Raw genomic sequence first — 20511 nt, 5'->3', positions numbered from 1 at the left:
ACGGGCCGGGCCCGGACGTGCGTCCGGGCCCGGCCCACCGACCCGACCCGGAGACCCCCGTGCCGCTGCCCCACCCGGCTCGCGTACGCCGGCATCACCGCTCCGCGGACCGCACCGGACGCCTCCGCTCGGTTCGCGTCCAACTGCTGGCCCCGATCCTGGTGGCTACCGCCGGCCTGGTCGTGCTGGGGGCGGCGCAGACCGGCGCGGCGCTCGACGCGTCCGCCGACGCCGACCGGGCCCGCGTGCTGGCCGGCACCGCCACCGCGACCGTACGGCTGGTGCACGAGCTGGAGCGCGAGCTGGGCGAGACGGCCGCGTTGCGCCAGCGCGGCGGTACGTCGGGTCGCCCGCTCGTGGACGCGCAGCGACGCCGGGTGGACACCGCTGTCGATCGCTACCGCGCGGCGCAGGGTGACGCCCGCCGGGCCGCCCCCGACCTGACACCCGTGCTCAACGACGCCAGCCGGCGCCTGGACAAGCTCGCGCCCACCCGGGAGCAGGCGGTGGCCGGCGAGGACGCCGACCCGGCGTACGTGTCGCTCGTGGAGTCGCTGCTCGCGGTCGCGGACGCGCTGCCGAGCCAGCTCCGCGACGCCGATCTGGCCAACCAGGCCCGTGAGGTGGCCGCGGTGGCCGCCCAGGAGCACCTGTCCTCGCTGGAGCGCGACCTGCTGCGGGCGGTGTTCGTCCGGGGCGGGCTGGAACGCGGTGAGCTGGCCCGGCTGGGCCGGTTGCGGGGTGCCCGGGAGCAGCGGCAGGCCGAGTTCCTGCGGATCGCCTCCGACTCGTCGAGAACCGCCTGGTACCGCAAGGTCGACGGCACGGACGTGACGGCGGCCCGGCGGATGCGCGACACGGTGCTCGACACCGACGGCGCGCCGGACGCGCTGAAGAGCGACGGCGACGCCTGGTACGTGGCGCAGAGCGGCGCGATCCGCCGGTACAACCTGCTCGGCCGGGACCTGTCCGACGGGCTGGACCGGGACGCGGCGGACCTGGCCGGGGCGGCCCGGTTGCGTGCGGTGCTGACCGCCGGCGCGACGAGCACGGTCGCGCTCGGCTCGCTCCTCACCGCCGTGCTGCTGGCGGTCCGTACGAGCCGCCGGTTGCGCCGGCTGCGGGTGGCCGCGCTGACCATGGCGAACCGGGAACTGCCGGAACGGATCACCGCGATCGCGGCGGGCGAGCGGACCCCGGCGGAGGGCCCGGCGACCCGGATGACCGACGGGATCAGACGCGGCCGGGACGAGGTGGCGCAGGTCGCCGAGGCGTTCGACACGGTGAACCGGGCCGCGTTGCGGCTGGCCGGTCAGCAGGCCGAGTTGCGGCTGGACGTGACCCGGATGGCGGAGGCGCTGGCCCGGCGCATCCGGACGCTCATCACCCGGCAGTTGCGGCTGCTCGACGACTTCGAGCGCGAGGAGACCGACCCGGACGCGCTGGCGCGGCTGTTCGCGCTGGACCACCTCGCCGCCCGGTTGCGCCGCAACGGGGAGAACCTGCTGGTGCTCGCCGGTGGTGAGCCCGGCCGGGGGCACGAGGGCGCGTTGCTGCTGGACGACGTGGTGCGGGCGGCGGCGTCCGAGATCGAGGACTACCCGCGGGTGGAGATCGACGTGCCGACCGCCGCGGTGCACGGCACGGCGGCCGGCAACCTGGTGCACCTGCTGGCGGAGCTGCTGGAGAACGCCACCGTCTACTCGCCACCGGAGGCCCGGGTGCTCGTCGACGGCCGGCGCACGGTCGACGGGCTGGTGCTGCGCGTCCGCGACCAGGGCATCGGCGTCAGCGAGAGCCGGCTGACCGAGATCAACGAGCGGCTGGCCGCGCCGGCCACGCTGTCCAGCGCGGCGGCGGGCAGCATGGGCCTGCACGTGGTGGCCCACCTGGCCGCCCGGCACGGGATCCGGGTGCAGTTGCACAACCCCGGTACCGGCACTGTGGCGCAGGTCGACGTACCGGAATCGGTGCTGACCCGGGTCGAGTCGGTGGCGTCCCGGCCGGCCGCCGAGCGGCGGCCGCGCGCCGCCGCCTGGTTCAAGTCCGGGCCGGCCGCCGGCCGCAGTCTCGTCACCAGCGCCACGGCCGTCGGGCCGGTGCGTGGCGTCGCCGCGGTCCGCACGCCGGGTGGCGCGTTGCTGGCGCCGAGCACGGCGCGGATCCGGCCGGTGAGCGTGCCGCCGACGCCCGTCCCGACCACCGCCGCCGGGCTTCCCCGGCGGCAGGTGGGCGGCCACCTGCCCGAGCCGATGCCGGACACCACCGCGCCGCCGCCGGCCGTCGACCTGCTCGACCCCGAAGTGGTACGTGCCCGGCTGTCCGCCCTCGCCGAGGGGGTGGCCAGCGCGACCCGCCGTGCCCCGAACACCACACCCAACGGGAGAAGACCATGACCTCACCGTCCACCACCGGACTGGACTGGCTGCTGGCGAACTTCGCCGAGCAGGTGCCGGACGTCTCGCACGCGCTCGCGGTCTCCGAGGACGGGTTGCGGCTGGCGTCCTCGCCCGATCTCGCCCCGGACCAGGTCGACCAGCTCTCCGCGGTGATCAGCGGGCTGGCGAGCCTGACCGTGGGCGCGGCCCGGCTGATGTCCGCCGGCCGGGTACGCCAGCAGATCGTGGACATGGACGGCGGGGTGATGCTGGTGATGGCGGTGGGTGAGCGGGCGCTGCTCGGCGTGCTGGCCGCGCCCGGCTGCGACCTGGGTCAGATCGGCTACGAGACGGCGACGCTGGTGCAGCGGGTGGCGGAGGCGCTGGAACCGGCGGTCCGCCGGTGAACGGCCGCCGGCTGCGGCTGACCGCCGCGCTGATGACGGCGGTGCTGGTGGCTGGGTGCGCGGCCGAGGACTCCGCGCCGGAGGCGTGGCACGGCGGGCGGATCTTCCTGGCCACCGGCAACACCACAGGCGTGTACTACCAGCTCGGCGGCGGGTACGCCGACCTGATCACCCGCCATCTGCCCGGGTACGAGGCGCGGGCCGAGCCGACCGGCGCGTCGGTGGAGAACATCACCCGGGTGGCGAGCGGCGACATGGAGATCGCGTTCAGCCTGGCCGACACGGCGGCGGACGCGGTCGACGGGCGCGGGGCGTTCGACAAGCAGCCGCAGCCGGTACGCGCGCTGGCCCGGGTCTACAGCAACTACACGCACGTGATCGTCCGCGCCGACGGCAAGATCCGCAGCTTCGCCGACCTGCGCGGCAAGCGCATCTCCACCGGTTCGCCGAAGTCCGGCACCGACATCATCGCCGGGCGCCTGCTCACCGCCGGTGGCATGGACCCGAACCGGGACATCCAGCGGTTCAACCTGTCGCTGCCGGAGACGGTCAAGCGGATGCGGGCGAAGGGCCTGGACGCCATGTTCTTCTCCGGCGGTCTGCCCACCCCCGGTGTCAAGGATCTGCTCTCGTCCGCACCGGGCACGTTCCGGCTGCTGCCGATCGACGAGCTGATCGAGCCGTTGAGCGCCCGCTTCGGCGCCGTCTACACCACGGCGACGCTGCCGAAGGAGGTGTACGGGACACCCGAGCCGACGCCGACCATCACGGTGGCGAACGTGATCCTGGTGGGGGCGGACATGCCGGACCAGCTGGCGTACGACCTGACCCGGGTGCTGTTCACCTGGCAGGGCGAGTTGATCCAGGTGCACCCGGAGGCGGCGAATTTCAACCGGTCCAGCGCCGCGTCGACCCGCCCGATCCCGTTGCATCCGGGCGCGCAGCGGTTCTACCGCACCGGCTGAGCGCGGGACCGCGCCGCCTCGACCGCGCCGGGGCGGGACCGCGCCTGCTCACGGCGTCCAGTCGCGCCGCAGCAGGCCGTAGATCACCATGTCTCCGAAGCCGTCGCCGTCGTACCCGCGCTCCCGCTGGGTGCCCTCGTGGACGAAACCGCATCGCTCGGCGGTACGCCGCATGGCCGTGTTGGCGGCGAGCGTCTCGATCTCCAGGCGGCGCAGGTTGCGGTTGCGGAAGCCGTACCGGCAGAGCAGCCGGATCACCTCGGTGCCGTAGCCCTGGCCGCGCGCCTCGGGGAGCAGCGTGATGCCGAGGTGGGCGAGCCTGCTGAACGTGTCGATCCCCCACAGCACGCCGGTGCCGAGGAACGTGCCGTCGGCGACGGTCTCGGCCAGCAGCGACACCGCGGCGCCCGCGTCCGGCTGCTCGCCGACGCGCTTCTCCAGCCGGGCCCGGACCTGCCCGACGTGGTGCGGCAGGAACGGCCCGTCGTCGGTGATCAGGTGCAGTTCCGGATCGGCGTGCAGGCGGAACAGGTCCGGTGCGTCGTCGGGGGTGGGGGTACGCAGGCGGACCCGGTCGGTGGCGAACATCCCGCGACGCTAACAGCCGGGCCGCAGCCACTCGACCGGATTATCCGGCCGCCGCCGGGCGCCCCACACGCCTAAACTAAGTGCTTAGCTAACTGAGGAGGTCGCGCTGTGTCTGCTGAGGCTGCGCACTACAACATGCATGACGCCAAGACCCACCTGTCGCGCATCATCGAGCGGGTGGAACGCGGCGAAGAGATCATCATCGACCGGGCGGGCACCCCCGTGGCGAAGGTCGTGCCGCTCGTGCGCCGAACCGACCGCACGGCGGTCGGCTCCCTCGCCGGGCAGGTGGACCTCTCCGGTGACTGGGACTCGCCACAGACCAACGCCGAGATCGCCGCCGACTTCGGAATCGGCGCATGACCCTGCTGCTGGACACCCACGTCGCGCTCTGGGCCATCACCGGCGACGCCACCCTCGGCGTCGAGTTCCTCGACCGGCTACGCCACGACCCCGATGTCTTCCTCTCCCCGGTCAGCCTCTGGGAGATCACCATCAAGCAGCAGGCGGGAAAGCTCTCCGGTCCTCCCGACCTCGCGGAGCGGGTGCGGGACATGGGTTTCCGTGAACTCCCGGTGACCCACGACCACGCCATCACCGCAGGCCGCCTGCCGCCGCATCACCGGGATCCCTTCGACCGGATGCTGGTGGCGCAGGCGATCACGGAGAACCTGACCCTGGCCACCCGCGACGCCTCCATCCCGCTCTACGACGTCGACGTCCTCAAGGTGTAGGTGTCAGGCGTCGGCGGGGGTGGTGGCGGCCCGCGCCGCCGCGACCAGCCGGGCGGTCTCGTCGGTCACCGCCTCGTCGTCGGTCGGCGTCCCCGGGTCGTAGCGGACCGTCCAGGTCAGGCCGTCGACCCCGGGCACCCGCCGGGCCGCGATCCGCCCGGAGCCGCCGGGCACCTCGTGGTGCGAGGTGTACGCCACCGAGCCGGTGACCCGGGCCCGGACCTGGTGCGGCAGGTCACCCGGGTCGACGAGCAGGTACGTCTCGGGGAGGCCGTCCGCGACCACCAGGTAGCCGTCGCGCTCGGCGACCGGCTCGGCCGGCGTGACGGTGAGTTCCCGGCCGGACCAGACCGCCTTGAGGATGTCGTGCCAGCCGAGGCGGTCCACCCGGCCGGGCAGCCAGAGCCCGCGGTTGCTGGCGACCAGCACGCCGTCGTTGCCGCCCTCGCCGGTGCCGGCGGCGGCCCAGGCGAGCACCCGCTCGTCGGCGACCAGCGGCGGCCGGTCCGCCGAGGGCAGTTTCGGCCGGCGGTTGAACAGACCCATCACAAACCTCCGGCGGCCTGCTCGCGCAGTGCCCGTGCGTGCTGTTCCAGCGAGAGCAGTTCCCCGAACAGGGCGAAGTACTCGTCCTTGTTGCTCACCGGGTTGACTCGCTGGATCTTCGACTTCAGGTCACGGATGCGGCCGGTGACCGAACTCCACTGGAGCCGAGCCATGGTGATCGAGACGTACCGCGGGTCGGGCTCGCCGTCGATACGCAGCGGTTCCACCGCCAGCTCGCCGATCAACGCCTGCCCGGCCAGGTCGTCGCAGGCATCGCGGACCCGCTCGATCCAGACCGCGCCGCCGGTGGCGCCGGACGCCCCGCCTGCCGCGGCCACGGCGGCGCGTACCGCGAGGTGCACCGGATGCTGGTAGTCGGTCGCCTCGACCGCGTCGAACATCGGGCCGGCCAGGACCGGCTCCTGCAACGCCAGCTTCAGCGCCTCCCGCTCCACCATGGAGCGAGGGCTGTCCACAGTGGGCGCGTTCGGGCGGGGGCGCCCGGACGCGGCGGGCCCACCGGGGGCCGGTTGCCCGTTCGCGGCGGCCAGCACCGCGCGCTGCACCGGCTCGATCTCCATGCCGAGGTCGCCGGCGAGTTTGCGGACGTACTCCGGGCGCTTCTCCCGGTCCTTGATCTTCGCCACGAGCGGCGCGGCGCGGCGCATGGCCTCGACCCGGCCGTCGACGGTGTCCAGGTCGAACCGGTTGATCACGTGCCGGAGTGCGAAGTCCACCAGGGGCTCGCGGCGGGCCACCAGGTCGCGTACGGCCAGGTCGCCCTTTGCCAGGCGCAGATCGCACGGGTCCATGTTGTCGGGGCTGACCGCGATGAAGGTACGCCCGACGAAGCGCTGGTCGTCCTCGAAGGCGCGCAGCGCGGCCTTCTGCCCGGCCGCGTCGCCGTCGAAGGTGAAGATGATCTCACCGGCCCGCTCGTCGCTGTCGAACAGCACCCGGCGCAGCACCGAGATGTGGTCGCCGCCGAACGCGGTGCCGCAGGTAGCCACCGCCGTCGGCACGTCGGCCAGGTGGCAGGCCATCACGTCGGTGTAGCCCTCGACCACCACCACCTTGCCCTGCTTGGCGATCTCCCGCTTGGCCTGGTCGATGCCGTAGAGCACGTGCGACTTCTTGTAGATCGGCGTCTCGGGGGTGTTCAGGTATTTCGGGCCGTCGTCGTCGTCGAACAGCTTGCGGGCGCCGAAGCCGATCACGTCGCCGGTGATGTCCCGGATCGGCCACATCAGGCGGCGGCGGAACCTGTCGATCAGCGAACCGGAGCGGGCCGGGCGGGACAGCCCGGCGGTGACCAGCTCGTCGTGGGTGAAGCCCTGCTGACGCAGGTGCTTGGTGAGCAGGTCCCACCCGTCGGGGGCGAAGCCGCAGCCGTACCGCTCGGCGGCGGCCCGGTCGAAGCCGCGCCCGGCGAGGAACTCGCGGGCCGGGCGCGCGCCGGCGGTGGTGAGCTGGGCCCGGTAGAAGTCGACGGCGGCGGCGTGCGCGGCCACCAGGCGCTGCCGCTGCCCCTGCTGCGGGCGGGGACGCGGCGCCGACCTGTCGTCCTCGACGTAGCGCAACTGGATGCCGGCGCGGGCGGCCAGCCGCTCGACGGACTCGACGAAGCTGAGGTGCTCGGCGTCCATCAGGAACTTGATCGCGTCGCCGCCGACCCCGCAGCCGAAGCAGTAGAACACGTTGCGGGCGGGCGAGACGTTGAACGACGGGCTCTTCTCGTCGTGGAACGGGCAGAGCCCCTTGAGGTTGCCGCCGCCGGCCGACTTGAGCGTCACCACCTCGGAGATGACGTCCGCGATGGCGGTACGCTCGCGGACCAGCGCGATGTCCTCGTCCCGGATCCGCCCCGCCATGACCGCCACCCCCTCGGCGTACATCCTGCCCTGCCGGACCGACGTTCCGGCGGCCGGGGGGACGGGCGTGTGGCCGGCCACGCCCGTCCCCGCCGGCTCAGGCCGAGCGGGCCGCCGCGGGGTCGCCGATACGCGGGAACGGCTCGATCGAGAAGACCACCTCGACCGGCACCTCGAAGTACGCGGCGATGCGCAGCGCCAGGTGCAGGCTGGGCCGGAACTCGCCGCGCTCCAGGTAACCGACGGTCTGGTAGTGCACACCGAGCGCGTCGGCCAGTTGCCGGCGGGAGATGCCCCGTTCGGCGCGCAGCACCGCGATGCGGTTGTGCACGGTCTCGCTCATCGACGCCCTCTCATCCGACCCGCTGCATGGCCCGCTCCCGCCGGGCCGCGACCCGCGAGCCGGACTCCCGGCGGGCCATCCGGCGCAGCACCACCGGGGCCAGCACGAGCCCGAGCACCGCCCAGGCGCCGAGCACGCCGACCGTCTCCAGGTGCCGCCAGGAGCCGCCGAGTTCGACGGCCGCGAGGTCGCCGGGGAGCAGCGCCGAGCGCATGCCCAAGCCTAGCCAGTAGAGCGGGAACACCTGGGCGACGCCCTGGAGCCAGCCGGGCAGGCCGTTGATCGGGTAGAAGATGCCGGACAGCGCGATGAGACCGAAGATCGGCATCACCAGGCCCATGTTGCGGGGGTTCTCCACCAGCGAGCCGATCACCGCGCCCAGCGGCAGCGTCGCCACCAGCCCGAGCGGCACCACCCAGGCCAGCGTGAGCCAGGCGCCGGGGTCGCCGAGCCGCAGCCCGTCGAGGAAGAACAGCCCCGGCGTGAGCTGGATGACCACGCCGATCAGTGCGACCGCCGAGACCAGCACGATCTTGCCGACCAGGTAGCCGAGCATGCCGTCCGGGATCGCCTTGGCGCGCAGCAGCGTGCCGTCCTCCCGGTCGATGACGAGCTGGTTGGCCAGCCCGAGCAGGCCGCCGAAGAGCAGGCCCATGCCGAGCGCGCTGGGCAGCGTACGGGCGCCGAGCGAGAAGTCGGTGCCGGGCACAGTCGAGCCGCGCATCCAGAACACGGCGATCAGCAGCACCACTGTGGGGAAGAAGTAGGTCCAGAGATCCTGGCCGTTGGTGAACGTGGCGCGCAGCTCGATCACGCCGCGCCGCAGCCCGGCCCGTAGCGCGTTGGTGGTCGGGTTCATCGGTTCGCCTCCTGCTGCCACACCCGCTCGGCCCGGCCGGTACGGATGCCTGTCTCCTCCTCGTGCACCAGCGCCAGGTACGCGTCCTCCAGGCTGGCCCGGCGCACCTCCAGCTCGCGTATCCGGTCGCCGTGCTCACGGAGCAGGTCGCGCAGGAACGCGGTGGCGTCGGCGGTGGCGTGCACGTACCGCTCGCCGTCCCGGGTCCAGCGCACCTCGGCGTCCCCCGCGACACGCCGGGCGAGCTGGTCGGGCGACCCCTCGGCGATGATCCGGCCGCCGGCCAGGATGAGGATGCGGTCGGCCAGCTTCTCCGCCTCGGCCAGGTCGTGCGTGGTCAGCACGATGGTGGTCTCGTCCAGGTCGGCCAGGCGGTGCACCAGCTCGTGGAACTCGCGCCGGGCGGCCGGGTCGAAGCCGACGGTGGGCTCGTCCAGGAACAGCAGTTCCGGCCGGCCCACGATGCCGACAGCGACGTCGAGCCGGCGACGCTGACCACCGGAGAGCCGGGACACCCGGCTGCCGGCGTGCGCGGCCAGGCCCACCGTCTCCAGCAGCTCGTCCACCGGCCACGGGCGCGCGATCCGGTCGGTGGCGTACGGCGCGTAGAAGTCGCCGAGGTGGGCGAGCAGCTCCCGTACCCGCCACTTGCCGTGGTCGCGCCAGGACTGCAGCACCACGCCCAGTCGTGCGCGCCACCGCTCGTCACCGCGCGCCGGGTCGGTGCCGAGCACGCGCACCGTGCCGGCCGAGGGCAGCCGGAAGCCTTCGAGGATCTCGATGGTGGTGGTCTTGCCCGCGCCGTTGGGCCCGAGCAGCGCCACCACCTCGCCCCGCCGGGCGGTCAGGTCGACGCCGTGCAGCACGTCGACGGCGCCGTAGCGCATACGCAGATCCCGCACGTCGAGGACGAGATCCTCGTCGGGCGGTCGGGGGGACGCGACGGCCCCGGGAAGTTCGACCGCAGTCATGCCTCGGAATGTAGCACTCATACTACAAACAGAGGTACCCCCACTCAGGAGCGTGGGCGGTGGAACCAGCGCGTGACGGGGGCCGGTTCCTCCTCCTCGTACGACCGGGCCGCGTTCACCGCGGCGGCCAGGCCGGAGCGGCGGGGCCGGGGCCCGGCGCGCAGCATCGGATCGGCGGCCATCTCCCGGAGCACCGCGACGGCCAGGCCCAACATCACCACGACGAACGGCAACGCGACCAGGATGGTCGCCTGTTGCAGCGCGGCCAGGCCGCCGGCCAGCAGCAACGCCGCCGCGACCGCGCCGATCAGCACGCCCCAGAGCACCACCACCCCGCGGTGTGGCCGCAACGCGCCCCGCGAGCTGAGCGAGCCGAGCACCAGCGACGCCGAGTCCGCGCTGGTGACGAAGTAGAGACCGATCAGCACCATGGCGAGCACGCTCGTCAGCGTGGCCAGCGGCAGCGCGTCGAGCAGCCCGAACAGCCCCTGCTCGGACCCGGCGTCCACGTCCGCCACCAGATCGCGGGTGCCGGTGGTCTGCGTACGCAGGGCGGTCCCGCCCATCACCGCGAACCAGACGGTGCTCGCGCCGCTGGGTATCAGCAGCACCCCGATCAGGAACTGGCGGACCGTGCGGCCGCGCGAGATGCGGGCGATGAACGTGCCCACGAACGGCGCCCAGGAGATCCACCACGCCCAGTAGAAGATCGTCCACGAGCCCAGCCAGGCAGGATCGGAGAACGCCCCGGTACGCGTAGACATGCGCACCAGGCCGCTCAGGTAGTCACCGACCGAGGCCGGCAGCACCTCCAGCGTGTAGACGGTCGGACCGACCACGAACACGAACAGCATCAGCACGACCGCGATCAGCACGTTCGTGGTGGACAGCCACTTCACGCCCCGGTGCAGGCCGGAGAACGCGGAGACGACGAACGCGAGTGTGAGCGCGCCGATGATCGTCAGCTCGACGGCCCGGCTGTCCGGCACGCCGGCCACCAGATCCAGGCCGGCCGCCACCTGGAGCGCGCCCAGACCGAGGCTGGTCGCGGAGCCGAACACGGTGGCGAAGACGGCGAGCAGGTCGATCGCCCGACCGAGCGGGCCCTCGGTCCGGTCCCCGAGCAGCGGCGCGAACGCGGACGAGATCCGGTTACCACGCCCCTTGCGGAACGTCGAGTACGCCAGCGCCAGCGCCGCGATCGCGTAGATGCCCCACGGATGCAGCGTCCAGTGGAAGAGCGTGTACTGCATGGCCGTCGCCGCGGCAGCACCGGTCTGCGGCTCGACGCCGGACGCGGGCGGCGGCGTCGCGTAGTGCTGGATCGGTTCGGCGACGGCGAAGAACACCAGGCCGATGCCCATGCCGGCGCTGAACATCATGGCGATCCAGGCCAGCGTGTCGAACTCCGGCTCGTCGTCGTCGGCCCCGAGCCGGATCCGGCCGAACCGGGAGGCGGCCACGACCACCGCCAACACCAGGAAGGCGTCCGCCGCGACCACGAAGAACCAGCCGAACGTGCTCACGGTCCAGGCCAGGCCGGACTCGCCGAACCGGGCCAGCGAGCCCCGGGCGAACACGCCCCAGGCCACCACGGCCAGCACGCCGGCCACGCCGAGCCCGAGCACCACCCGGTCGACCCGCTTGCCCACGTCTTCCCCCATGGCCCCATCCTGGGCAGCGCAGCCGCCCGGGTAGGACGAAACGCCCCACTCCGCCTCCGTCGATCTTGGAGTTGTGGCGCCCGGAATGCCGGCTTCACGCTGGTATCAGAGGTGCCACAACTCCAAGATCGGCGTCGGGAGCGGGGCGGCGAGGGCGGGGCGGGGCGGGGCGGGGGCGGGGAGGGCGGGGCGGGTCAGGACACGACGGCGGCGGCCTCCTCGGCCTCCACCGCGGCGTTCCAGGCCGGCTTGGTGGACCGCCAGCCCTCGTCGTCCAGGCCGCGCCGCCAGTAGCCGGAGATGGACAGGTCACCCCGCGGCACGCCGCGCTCCACGCGCAGCAGCCGCCGTAGCTCCTTCACCGCGCCGGCCTCACCGTGCACGAACGCGTGCACCCGGCCGGGCGGGAACTCCAGCGCCCGGACCGCCTCGACCAGCGGCGCGCCGTACGGGCGCCCGTCGCGGTGCAGCCAGCGCACCTCGACCCCGTCCGCACCGGCCAGTGGCAGTTCGTCGGACGGGCCGCCGACCTCGACGTACACCTTCGCGGGAGCGCCCGCGGGCAGCCGCTCCAGGGCGGCGGCGATGGCCGGCAGCGCGCTCTCGTCGCCCGCCAGCAGATGCCAGTCGGCGGCCGGGTCCGGCGCGTACGCACCGCCCGGCCCGGTGAACAACACCCTGTCGCCGGGACGCAGCGCCGCCGCCCACGGCCCGGCCAGACCCTCGTCGCCGTGGTGCACCACGTCCACTGTCATCTCACCCGCCGCGGCGTCCCAGGCCCGGACGGTGTACGCGCGCAGGCGCGGCCACTGCTCCGCCGGGAACTCCCGCTTGATCGTCGCCAGGTCGACCGGGTGCGGATAGGTCACCTCGGCCGGTGGGAAAACGAACTTCACGTAGTGGTCGGTGTACGCGCCCACGGGCAGCCCGGCCAGCTCCGGACCTCCCAGCACGAGGCGGATCAGGTGCGGGGTGGGCCGCGTGGTCCGGACGACCGTGGCGGCGGTGAGCTTCTTCGGGCGATCCGTCATGCCGCTTAGGCTAGCCTAAGCTCCGGCAGGGTGATCCGGTCAGCTCGGCGACACCAGACGGGCGTGCCAGGCCAGCGCGGCCGGATCGGTGAGCGAGGCGACCTGGTCGACCACCACGCGCAGCCGGGCGGCGTCGTCCGCCGCGTCCCGCCACAGCGGCGCGAACACCGGGTCGAGCGCGTCCGGCGCCCGGTCCAGCAGCGCCGCGACCAGCCCGGTCAGCACGTCCCGCTGCCGCCCGTAGCGGTCCTCGGCGCCGGGACGGCGCATCACGTACCGCAGGGCGATGCCCTTGAGCAGCGCACACTGCGCCCGGATCCGGCGCGGCACCACAAGGTCGGCGTCGTAGCGGCGGTGCGGACCGGGGCCGTGGCGCTCCTGCGTGGCCTCCACCACGCCGGCGACGAACCGGCCGGTGAGCACGCTCGTGGTGGCCTTCAACGCGGCGAGCGCACGGTGGCTGCCGTCGTACGCGGCCAGCGGCGCGAGCACCGGATCGGCGAGCAGGTCGGCCAGCACCTCGCCCAGGTCCTCCGGCGCCTCACCCGAGTAGGTGGCGGCCACGTCGGCGCAGAGCGCCCGCCGCTCGTCCGCGTCGGCCAGCAGCGGGCGCAGGTCGACGTACCCGCCGTGGATGCCGTCCTCGACGTCGTGCACCGAGTACGCCACGTCGTCGGCCCAGTCCATCACCTGGGCCTCCAGGCAACGCCGCGCGCCGGGCGGGGCGCCCTCGCGCAGCCAGTCGAAGACCTGGCGGTCGTCGGCGTACACGCCGAACTTGCGCTCGCCGGGGCGGCGCGGCCACGGGTACTTGCTCACCGCGTCCAGCGCGGCCCGGGTCAGGTTCAGCCCTGCCGAACGTCCGTCCGGGGTGAGCACCTTGGCCTCCAGCCGGGTGAGCACCCGCAGCGTCTGCGCGTTGCCCTCGAAGCCGCCGCAGGCGGCCGCCAGTTCGTCCAGCGCGTACTCGCCGTTGTGCCCGAACGGCGGGTGGCCCAGGTCGTGGGCCAGCCCGGCGGTGTCCACCACGTCCGGGTCGCAGCCCAGCCGGGCGCCCATCTCGCGGGCGATCTGCGCGACCTCCAGCGAGTGGGTCAGCCGGGTACGCAGGAAGTCGTTCGTGCCGGCGGTGTGCACCTGCGTCTTCGCGGCGAGCCGGCGGAACGCCGCCGAGTGCAGCACGCGGGCGCGGTCCCGCTCGAACGGCGACCGGCCGTACCCGGTGTCCTTGGGCGCCTCGTCGACCAGCCGCGCCGCGTCGCCGCTCACTTCTCCCGGACTGGCAGGGGGTCGCGACTGCGGGGCTCGCAAAACCGGCTCACTCCTCGCGCTCCCGGACCGCTGAGGTCGCGACTGCGGGGCTCGCAAAACCGGCTCGCTCCTCGCGCTCCCGGACCGCTGAGGTCGCGACTGCGGGGCTCGCAAGACCGGCTCACTCCTCGCGCTCCCGGAGAACGCAGAACTCGTTGCCCTCCGGGTCGGCGAGCACCGTCCACTCCACGTCTCCCTGGCCGATGTCGACGTGCCGGGCGCCCATGTCGACGAGGCGCTCCACCTCGGCCTCCATGTCGGCCGGGCGCAGGTCGATGTGCAGCCGGTTCTTTCCCTCCTTCGGCCCGGCGACCGGTACGAAGACGAGCCCGGGCGTCGTGTCGGGGGTCCGGCGGATCTCCACCTCGTCCGGCTTGTCGGTGATCACCTGATAGCCGAGGGCCTCCGCCCACCAACTGGCGAGCCGGGACGGGTCCCGGGCGTCGATGGTCAGGTTCTCCCAGACGGCGGTCATGCGGCCACCCCTCCTGATCGACACGTGGCGGAAGCTCAGGTTACGCCGAGGAGGCCGGAAAGGCGCGCCGGGCGTACGCGGGGCCGCCGGCGGACACCGGCGGCCCCGCGCCCGGTCAGCGGGAGTCCGAACCCGTGGTGGTGATGGCCGCCCGGCCCGCCTCCAGCCGGGCCACCGGCACCCGGAACGGAGAGCAGGAGACGTAGTCCAGCCCGACCTCGTGGAAGAAGTGCACCGAGTCCGGGTCACCGCCGTGCTCGCCGCAGACGCCGAGCTTCAGCCCCGGACGGGCCGCCCGGCCCTCCTCGGCGGCGATGCGCACCAGCCGGCCGACACCGTCGGTGTCGATCGACTCGAACGGTGAGATGCCGAAGATGCCCAGCTCCAGGTACCGCCAGAAGAACGCGCCCTCCACGTCGTCGCGGGAGAAGCCCCAGCCCATCTGGGTCAGGTCGTTGGTGCCGAAGGAGAAGAACTCGGCCGCCTCGGCGATCTGTCCGGCGGTCAGCGCCGCCCGGGGCACCTCGATCATCGTGCCGATCAGCACCTCGACGCCGCTGTCCCCGACCACCTCGGCGATGATCCGCTCGGCCTCGGTGCGTACCGTCTCCAGCTCCTGCACGGCCCCGACGAGCGGCACCATGATCTCCGGGCAGGCGGTGCCGCCGTCGCGGACGACCGCGACGGCGGCCTCCGCGATCGCGCGGACCTGCATGGCGAACAGGCCGGGGATGACCAGGCCGAGGCGTACGCCGCGCAGGCCCAGCATCGGGTTCTCCTCGTGCATCCGCCGCACGGCGGCGAGCAGCGCCTCCTCCTTGGCGACGTCCTCGCCGCGCTCCTGGGCGACCGCGACGTTCACCGCGAGCTGCTCCAGCGGAGGCAGGAACTCGTGCAGCGGCGGGTCGATCAGCCGCACGGTGACCGGCAGGCCGTCCATCTCGCGGAAAATCTCGATGAAGTCGGCCCGCTGCAGCGGCAGCAGCGCGGCCAGCGCGTCCTCCCGCTCCTTGTCGCCGGAGGCCAGGATGAGCCGCTCGACCAGCTCGCGCCGGTCGCCGAGGAACATGTGCTCGGTGCGGCACAGGCCGATGCCCTCGGCGCCGAAGCGCCGCGCCCGGGCCGCGTCCGCGCCGGTGTCGGCGTTCGTGCGTACCCGCAGCCGCCGCGCCGCGTCGGCGTGCGTCATGATCCGGTGTACGGAGCGGACCAGCGCGTCGTCGGTGTTCTCCGGGTCGAGTTCGCCCTCGAAGTACTGCACCACCTCGGACGGCATGACCGGCACCTCACCGAGGTAGACCTTGCCGGTGGTGCCGTCGATCGAGACCACGTCGCCCTCGTTCACCACGTGGTCGCCCACTGTGAACCTCTTCGCCGGCACGTTCACGTCCAGCTCGTCGGCGCCGGAGACGCAGGTCTTGCCCATGCCGCGGGCCACCACGGCGGCGTGGCTGGTCTTGCCGCCCCGCGAGGTGAGGATGCCCTGGGCGGCGATCATGCCGTTGAGGTCGTCCGGGTTGGTCTCCCGGCGGACCAGGATCACCGACTCCCCCTCGGCGGCCAGCTCGACCGCCCGGGCCGAGGTGAAGACCACCTTGCCGGACGCCGCGCCCGGGGAGGCGCCGATGCCCTTGGCGACCGCCTCGAACTCGTGGTCGAGCTGGAAGCGCGGGAACATCAGCTGGGCGAGCTGCGCGCCGTTGACCCGGTGCAGCGCCTCGTCCAGGTCGATCAGGCCCTCGTCGACGAGCTGCCCGGCGATGACGAACGCGGCGGCGGCGGTGCGCTTGCCGACGCGGGTCTGCAGCATCCAGAGCTTGCCGCGCTCGATGGTGAACTCGATGTCGCAGAGGTCCTTGTAGTGCTCCTCCAGCCGGGCCATGATGCCGAGCAACTGGTCGTAGGAGGTCTTGTCGAGCTGCTCCAGCTCCTGCAACGGCACCGTGTTGCGGATGCCGGCGACCACGTCCTCGCCTTGGGCGTTCGCGAGGTAGTCGCCGTAGATGCCCTGCGCGCCGCTGCCCGGGTCGCGGGTGAACGCGACGCCGGTGCCGGAGTCCGGACCGAGGTTGCCGAAGACCATCGTCACCACGTTGACCGCGGTGCCCAGGTCGGCCGGGATGCGCTCCTGCCGGCGGTAGAGGATCGCCCGCTCCGCGTTCCACGAGTCGAAGACCGCGCGGATGGCGAGGTCGAGCTGCTCGCGCGGCTCCTGCGGGAACTCGCGGCCGGTGTGCTTGGCGAAGATCTTCTTGTACGCGTCGACCAGCCCGCGCAGGTCGTCGGCGTCCAGGTCGAGGTCGTTGTGCGTACCCTTGGCGCTCTTGATCTCGTCCAGCGCGTGCTCGAACTCCTCGCCCGGCACCTCGCAGACGGTCTTGCCGAACATCTGGATCAGCCGCCGGTACGAGTCCCAGGCGAACCTGTCTGCGCCGCCGGAGGCGGCCCGGTCAGCACTGCCACCGGCCTGTCGTGCGAGTCCCTCGACGCTGCGGTCGTTGAGGCCGACGTTGAGGACGGTCTCCATCATGCCCGGCATGGAGAACTTGGCGCCGGAGCGTACCGAGACCAGCAGCGGGTCGTCCGGGTCGCCGAGGCGCCGGCCCATCTCGCGCTCCAGGGACTCCAGGTGCGCCTCGATCTGCGCGGCCAGGCCGTCCGGCTCGCGCCCGGTCGTCAGGTACGCCTTGCAGGCCTCCGTGGTGATCGTGAAGCCGGGCGGAACCGGCAGGCCGAGATTCGTCATCTCGGCCAGGTTGGCCCCCTTGCCGCCGAGCAGATCCTTGAGATCCTTGTTGCCCTCGGCGAAGTCGTAGACGTACTTCTGCTCGACCGGATCGTGCGCTGCCACCAGAGCCTCCCACGCGCGCCATTGACACTTAACGAAGGTTCAGTTCGGACATACCCCGGTAGTGACCACCGGCAATCCCGGCTCGTCAGCGTCGGTGGGCCGAAGGCTAGGCGAGTTTCGAGAAACCTGGGAGCGTTCGGTGACTTTCGGCACAACGGTCACCACAATCCGCGTTCGTACGGGTTTTTGGGAACGCTTCCACGAGCACGATCACGCAATTCCGCTTCCCCTCGTACTCTTGACGTCACTGCATCTCGCGGAACCTGACCTTTGCCATATCCCGCGCGAATACACCCTCGGAGCCGTCGCCGTGCCGACAAACCCCGCCGCCCCGCAGATCGGGCCGGAGCCGTCCGACACCCCTCCCACCAGCCCTTCCGGCGACCTGCCGCCGCCGGATGCGGCCTCGCCCGGCGCGCCCGCCCCGGCGGCGTCCCCCGTCGGCCTGCCCGGTGCGGCAGCGCCCTCCTCCCCCGACCTGCCCGGTGCGGCAGCGCCCTCCTCCCCCGACCTGCCCGGTGTGGCGGCGCCCGCCGACGGCCTGCCGGGTGTGGCGGCGTCCTCCGCCGAGCTGGCCCGGGTCGCCGCGGGCCGGGCCGCCGGGGCGCTCGCCGGTCCGGCGCCGGTCCGGCTCGACGACGTGGTGCCGGCGCCCGAGCAGGTGCGCCCCGACCCGGCGGGTGACTTCACACTGAGCGCGGACGCGGTGCTGCGGGTCAGCCCCGCCGGGCGGGACGTGGCCGAACAGCTCGCCGGGTGGCTGCGCCCGGCCACCGGCTTCCCGCTCCCGGTCGCCGACACCGCCGAGGGCGGCCCGCTGACGCTCACGCTGGCCGCGGCGGCTTCCACCGGGGCCGGCGGATCGGGCGGCTCCGGCAGCTTCGGCGGATCGGGCGGCTTCGGCGGCTCCAGCGAGTCCGGCGGCTCCGGCGGGCCGGGCGACGTGCGGCTCGGGGATGAGGGCTACCGCCTCGACGTGACCGCCGGCGGCGTGCGGATCACCGCCGCCACCCCGGCCGGGCTGTTCCACGGCGCGCAGACACTGCGGCAGCTGCTACCCGCGCCGATCGAGAACCCGGCCGTTGTCGCCGCGCGCTGGGCGATCCCCGGCGGCACGATCGTCGACCGGCCCCGCTTCCCCTACCGGGGCGCGATGCTCGACGTCGCGCGCCACTTCTTCCCGGTCGAGGACGTACTGCGGGTGATCGACCACCTGGCCCGCTACAAGCTCAACCACCTGCACCTGCACCTCACCGACGACCAGGGCTGGCGGATCGCCGTCGACTCCTGGCCCCGGCTCGCCGAGGTCGGCGGCACGACAGCGGTCGGTGGCGGCCCGGGCGGCTGGTACACCCGTGACGACTACCGCCGGATCGTCGCGTACGCCGCCCGCCGCCACGTGACAGTGGTGCCCGAGATCGACCTGCCGGGCCACACAAACGCGGCGCTCGTCGCGTACCCCGAACTGGCGCCCGGCAAGGTCGCGCCGCCGCCGTACACCGGCACCGAGGTCGGCTTCAGCTTCGTCGACCCCGCCGACGAGCGGACGTACGCCTTCGTCGCAGACGTGCTCGGCGAGGTGGCCGCGCTGACGCCCGGGCCGTGGCTGCACCTGGGCGGCGACGAGGCGTTCAAGGTGCCGGCCGACAGCTACCGCGCGTTCGTGGCGCGGGCGCAACGGCTGGTCGCCGCCACCGGCAAGACCGTCGTCGGCTGGCACCAGCTCGCCCCGGCCGAACACGTCGACGGGCGCGTCCTGCAGTGGTGGGGTACGAACGGGGACGACCCGGAGACCGCCGACGCGGTACGCCGGGGCGCCCGGCTGATCCTCTCCCCCGGCAACCACGCGTACCTGGACATGAAGTACGCCCCGGACACCCCGATCGGACACGACTGGGCGGGCCTGATCGACGTACGCCGGGCATACGAGTGGGATCCGGCCACTCACGTGCGGGGCGTACCGGCCGAGGCGGTGCTGGGGGTGGAGGCCCCGCTGTGGACCGAGTCGGTCACCACGCTGGCCGAGGTCGAGTTCATGCTCTTCCCGCGTCTGCCCGCCGTCGCCGAGCTGGGCTGGTCACCCCGCGAGACGCATGACTGGTCCCGGTTCCGCAGCCGGCTCGCCGGCCACGGCCCGCGCTGGTCCACCGCCGGCATCACCTTCCACCAGTCCCCCGAAATCCCCTGGCCCACCACCCCAGCCCAGATCCCCACCCAGCCCACTCCCCACCCCTCCCCAACCACTCCCTGACCCGCGCGGGGTCGCCGAACCCGTCGATCATGAAGTTGACGGCGACAAACCGGACACAAGACACCGCCAACTTCATGATCGACGCCCTCACCCCGGTGAGGGGAGCCCCTCGGGCGTGGCCGGGCCGGGTGGCTGCGGTGAGGGCGGGCGGGGTCGGTGTCGGCGGCGGGCCCGGTGGGGGCGATGTCCGGATTTCGGGTGGTGGGGGTCACCGGTGGCGTGGAATCGGGGGTGGGTGCGGGGCGTTGTACATGGCAGACCGCGCCGCACCCGCCGACCGCCCGCCCCCTCGGGCCGGGAATCGGGCCGGGACGCCGGTCGTTACATCACCGGGCCGCCGAGCAGGCCGACAGCGCCTGTCGAGCCGGCCCCACCGCCGGGCAGCGCCCCGGGAATGACCCCGGGCCCCCGGTCGTTACATCCCCGAGCCGCCGGAGCAGGCCGTCCCCCTGGCCGCCCGTGCAGGTCACCGGCCCGACGCACATACCGGGCCACCTGATCTTTCTTCGCGGCATCCCCCATCGCCGCGTACCCCCGACAGAGAGGCAACTGATCATGGCTACCACTCTGCTGCGCAAGACCGTTCTGACCGTCGCCGGTATCGCCGCCACCGCTGGTGGCATCGCCGGCCCCGCCATCGCCGCCCAGGCCACTCCGGCCGAGCGTGCCGCCGCCCAGGTCACCACCGACCGCAAGCACGGTGAGCGGGAGCTGGACGTGCGCTACGAGGCGCAGCCCAACTTCTACTTCTGTGGCCCGGCCGCGGCCCGGAACGCGCTGAGCGTGCAGGGCAAGAACATCGACGTGCACGCGATGGCCGAGGAGATGGGCACCACCGAGGACGGCACCAACTCCATCAACGACATCACGCCGGTGCTGAACAAGGAGACCGGTAAGGACGTCTACAAGTCGACCGAGATCCCGGTGGACAAGGCCGGCGACAAGGTGGAGAAGCTGCGTGCCGACGTGGTGCGCACGGTCGACGACGGCCGGGCCGTGGTGGCGAACATCGCCGGCACCGCGACCGACACCGACGGCAACGCCCACTCGTTCGAGGGTGGCCACTACATCAGCGTGGTCGGCTACCGCGACGGCGGGAAGGTCGTGACGATCGCCGACTCGGCCAACCCGAACCAGGCCTCGTACCGCATGGACGTGGACGCCCTGGCGCACTGGATCGCCAGCCGCGGCTACAGCTCCTGACCGAGTGACAATGGCGAAGGGCCCGACCCCAGAACAGGGGTCGGGCCCTTCGGCGTGTCCGGG

The 20511-nt window shown here is 73.1% G+C and carries 18 protein-coding genes; 7 read left to right on the top strand and 11 right to left on the bottom strand.

Annotated features, from left to right (window positions below; genetic code table 11):
• Positions 1 to 59 precede the first annotated feature (59 nt).
• The 3 genes from OC439_RS22690 to OC439_RS22680 are packed head-to-tail and all read left to right on the top strand — an operon-like array spanning position 60 to position 3750.
• The gene (locus OC439_RS22690; protein ID WP_262015185.1) at positions 60 to 2396 is read left to right on the top strand and encodes a nitrate- and nitrite sensing domain-containing protein; all 2337 of its coding nucleotides are present in this window, start codon (positions 60 to 62) and stop codon (positions 2394 to 2396) included.
• Positions 2393 to 2785, top strand: coding sequence for a roadblock/LC7 domain-containing protein (locus tag OC439_RS22685; protein WP_135241543.1), 393 nt, complete (start codon positions 2393 to 2395; stop codon positions 2783 to 2785). Before OC439_RS22690 ends, OC439_RS22685 begins: the two co-directional genes overlap by 4 nt.
• Entirely contained in the window at positions 2782 to 3750 is a 969-nt protein-coding gene (locus tag OC439_RS22680) for a TAXI family TRAP transporter solute-binding subunit (protein WP_262015184.1), read from the top strand. The genes OC439_RS22685 and OC439_RS22680 overlap by 4 nt, the downstream gene beginning before the upstream one ends.
• 48 nt (positions 3751 to 3798) lie before the next feature.
• Here OC439_RS22680 and OC439_RS22675 read toward each other — a convergent pair whose 3' ends face one another.
• Positions 3799 to 4338 carry a GNAT family N-acetyltransferase gene (locus OC439_RS22675; protein ID WP_262015183.1) on the bottom strand — a complete coding sequence of 180 codons (540 nt, stop codon included), beginning with the start codon at positions 4336 to 4338 and terminating at the stop codon, positions 3799 to 3801.
• 108 nt (positions 4339 to 4446) lie between these two features.
• Between OC439_RS22675 and OC439_RS22670 the strand changes: the two genes are divergently transcribed.
• Both OC439_RS22670 and OC439_RS22665 read left to right on the top strand, forming a co-directional pair.
• On the top strand, positions 4447 to 4701 hold the full coding sequence (locus tag OC439_RS22670) for a type II toxin-antitoxin system Phd/YefM family antitoxin (RefSeq protein ID WP_194802314.1): 255 nt from the start codon (positions 4447 to 4449) through the stop codon (positions 4699 to 4701).
• Positions 4698 to 5072, top strand: a complete 375-nt coding sequence (locus OC439_RS22665; RefSeq protein ID WP_194802315.1) for a type II toxin-antitoxin system VapC family toxin — start codon at positions 4698 to 4700, stop codon at positions 5070 to 5072. The genes OC439_RS22670 and OC439_RS22665 overlap by 4 nt, the downstream gene beginning before the upstream one ends.
• Before the next feature lie 3 nt (positions 5073 to 5075).
• On the opposite strand, the gene OC439_RS22660 is transcribed toward OC439_RS22665, so the two are convergent.
• The 10 genes from OC439_RS22660 to ppdK all read right to left on the bottom strand — a co-directional run bounded on the left by OC439_RS22660 (position 5076) and on the right by ppdK (position 16994).
• Positions 5076 to 5618, bottom strand: a complete 543-nt coding sequence (locus OC439_RS22660; protein ID WP_262015182.1) for a hypothetical protein — start codon at positions 5616 to 5618, stop codon at positions 5076 to 5078.
• Entirely contained in the window at positions 5618 to 7513 is a 1896-nt protein-coding gene (gene dnaG, locus OC439_RS22655; protein WP_262015181.1) for a DNA primase, read from the bottom strand. The genes OC439_RS22660 and dnaG overlap by 1 nt, the downstream gene beginning before the upstream one ends.
• Before the next feature lie 73 nt (positions 7514 to 7586).
• Positions 7587 to 7832 carry a helix-turn-helix transcriptional regulator gene (locus tag OC439_RS22650; RefSeq protein ID WP_013287928.1) on the bottom strand — a complete coding sequence of 82 codons (246 nt, stop codon included), beginning with the start codon at positions 7830 to 7832 and terminating at the stop codon, positions 7587 to 7589.
• A 10-nt stretch (positions 7833 to 7842) separates the two neighbouring features.
• The gene (locus tag OC439_RS22645; RefSeq protein WP_262015180.1) at positions 7843 to 8691 is read right to left on the bottom strand and encodes an ABC transporter permease; all 849 of its coding nucleotides are present in this window, start codon (positions 8689 to 8691) and stop codon (positions 7843 to 7845) included.
• On the bottom strand, positions 8688 to 9662 hold the full coding sequence (locus OC439_RS22640; RefSeq protein WP_262015179.1) for an ABC transporter ATP-binding protein: 975 nt from the start codon (positions 9660 to 9662) through the stop codon (positions 8688 to 8690). Before OC439_RS22640 ends, OC439_RS22645 begins: the two co-directional genes overlap by 4 nt.
• Before the next feature lie 44 nt (positions 9663 to 9706).
• Positions 9707 to 11326 carry a BCCT family transporter gene (locus tag OC439_RS22635; protein WP_262015178.1) on the bottom strand — a complete coding sequence of 540 codons (1620 nt, stop codon included), beginning with the start codon at positions 11324 to 11326 and terminating at the stop codon, positions 9707 to 9709.
• A gap of 194 nt (positions 11327 to 11520) precedes the next feature.
• A complete protein-coding gene (locus tag OC439_RS22630) occupies positions 11521 to 12357 on the bottom strand; it encodes a siderophore-interacting protein (protein ID WP_262015177.1) in 837 nt (278 codons plus the stop codon).
• A 39-nt stretch (positions 12358 to 12396) separates the two neighbouring features.
• Positions 12397 to 13626: a deoxyguanosinetriphosphate triphosphohydrolase gene (locus OC439_RS22625; protein ID WP_262015176.1), complete on the bottom strand. Its 1230-nt coding sequence runs from the start codon at positions 13624 to 13626 to the stop codon at positions 12397 to 12399.
• Between the two features lie 163 nt (positions 13627 to 13789).
• Entirely contained in the window at positions 13790 to 14143 is a 354-nt protein-coding gene (locus OC439_RS22620; protein ID WP_262015175.1) for a VOC family protein, read from the bottom strand.
• Between the two features lie 115 nt (positions 14144 to 14258).
• The gene (gene ppdK, locus OC439_RS22615; protein ID WP_262015174.1) at positions 14259 to 16994 is read right to left on the bottom strand and encodes a pyruvate, phosphate dikinase; all 2736 of its coding nucleotides are present in this window, start codon (positions 16992 to 16994) and stop codon (positions 14259 to 14261) included.
• A 310-nt stretch (positions 16995 to 17304) separates the two neighbouring features.
• Here ppdK and OC439_RS22610 point away from each other — a divergent pair, with 310 nt between their 5' ends.
• Both OC439_RS22610 and OC439_RS22605 read left to right on the top strand, forming a co-directional pair.
• A complete protein-coding gene (locus tag OC439_RS22610) occupies positions 17305 to 19245 on the top strand; it encodes a beta-N-acetylhexosaminidase (protein WP_410054948.1) in 1941 nt (646 codons plus the stop codon).
• Between the two features lie 555 nt (positions 19246 to 19800).
• The gene (locus OC439_RS22605) at positions 19801 to 20448 is read left to right on the top strand and encodes a C39 family peptidase (protein WP_262015173.1); all 648 of its coding nucleotides are present in this window, start codon (positions 19801 to 19803) and stop codon (positions 20446 to 20448) included.
• Positions 20449 to 20511 lie beyond the last annotated feature (63 nt).

Origin of the sequence: Micromonospora sp. Mcm103 (assembly GCF_024519755.1) — a bacterium.
GTDB classification, from domain to species: Bacteria; Actinomycetota; Actinomycetes; order Mycobacteriales; family Micromonosporaceae; genus Micromonospora; species Micromonospora aurantiaca.
The sequence above is the reverse complement of the archived record's forward strand: the minus strand, read 5'-3'. Positions and strand labels throughout refer to the sequence as shown.

What these genes read in the sequence shown, in the direction of transcription:
- OC439_RS22685 (WP_135241543.1), top strand. Translation starts at nt 2,393, where the DNA reads ATGACCTCACCGTCCACCACCGGACTGGACTGGCTGCTGGCGAACTTC.
- OC439_RS22675 (WP_262015183.1), bottom strand. Translation starts at nt 4,338, where the DNA reads ATGTTCGCCACCGACCGGGTCCGCCTGCGTACCCCCACCCCCGACGAC.
- OC439_RS22665 (WP_194802315.1), top strand. Translation starts at nt 4,698, where the DNA reads ATGACCCTGCTGCTGGACACCCACGTCGCGCTCTGGGCCATCACCGGC.
- OC439_RS22660 (WP_262015182.1), bottom strand. Translation starts at nt 5,618, where the DNA reads ATGGGTCTGTTCAACCGCCGGCCGAAACTGCCCTCGGCGGACCGGCCG.
- dnaG (WP_262015181.1), bottom strand. Translation starts at nt 7,513, where the DNA reads ATGTACGCCGAGGGGGTGGCGGTCATGGCGGGGCGGATCCGGGACGAG.
- OC439_RS22650 (WP_013287928.1), bottom strand. Translation starts at nt 7,832, where the DNA reads ATGAGCGAGACCGTGCACAACCGCATCGCGGTGCTGCGCGCCGAACGG.
- OC439_RS22645 (WP_262015180.1), bottom strand. Translation starts at nt 8,691, where the DNA reads ATGAACCCGACCACCAACGCGCTACGGGCCGGGCTGCGGCGCGGCGTG.
- OC439_RS22640 (WP_262015179.1), bottom strand. Translation starts at nt 9,662, where the DNA reads ATGACTGCGGTCGAACTTCCCGGGGCCGTCGCGTCCCCCCGACCGCCC.
- OC439_RS22635 (WP_262015178.1), bottom strand. Translation starts at nt 11,326, where the DNA reads ATGGGGGAAGACGTGGGCAAGCGGGTCGACCGGGTGGTGCTCGGGCTC.
- OC439_RS22630 (WP_262015177.1), bottom strand. Translation starts at nt 12,357, where the DNA reads ATGACGGATCGCCCGAAGAAGCTCACCGCCGCCACGGTCGTCCGGACC.
- OC439_RS22620 (WP_262015175.1), bottom strand. Translation starts at nt 14,143, where the DNA reads ATGACCGCCGTCTGGGAGAACCTGACCATCGACGCCCGGGACCCGTCC.
- OC439_RS22605 (WP_262015173.1), top strand. Translation starts at nt 19,801, where the DNA reads ATGGCTACCACTCTGCTGCGCAAGACCGTTCTGACCGTCGCCGGTATC.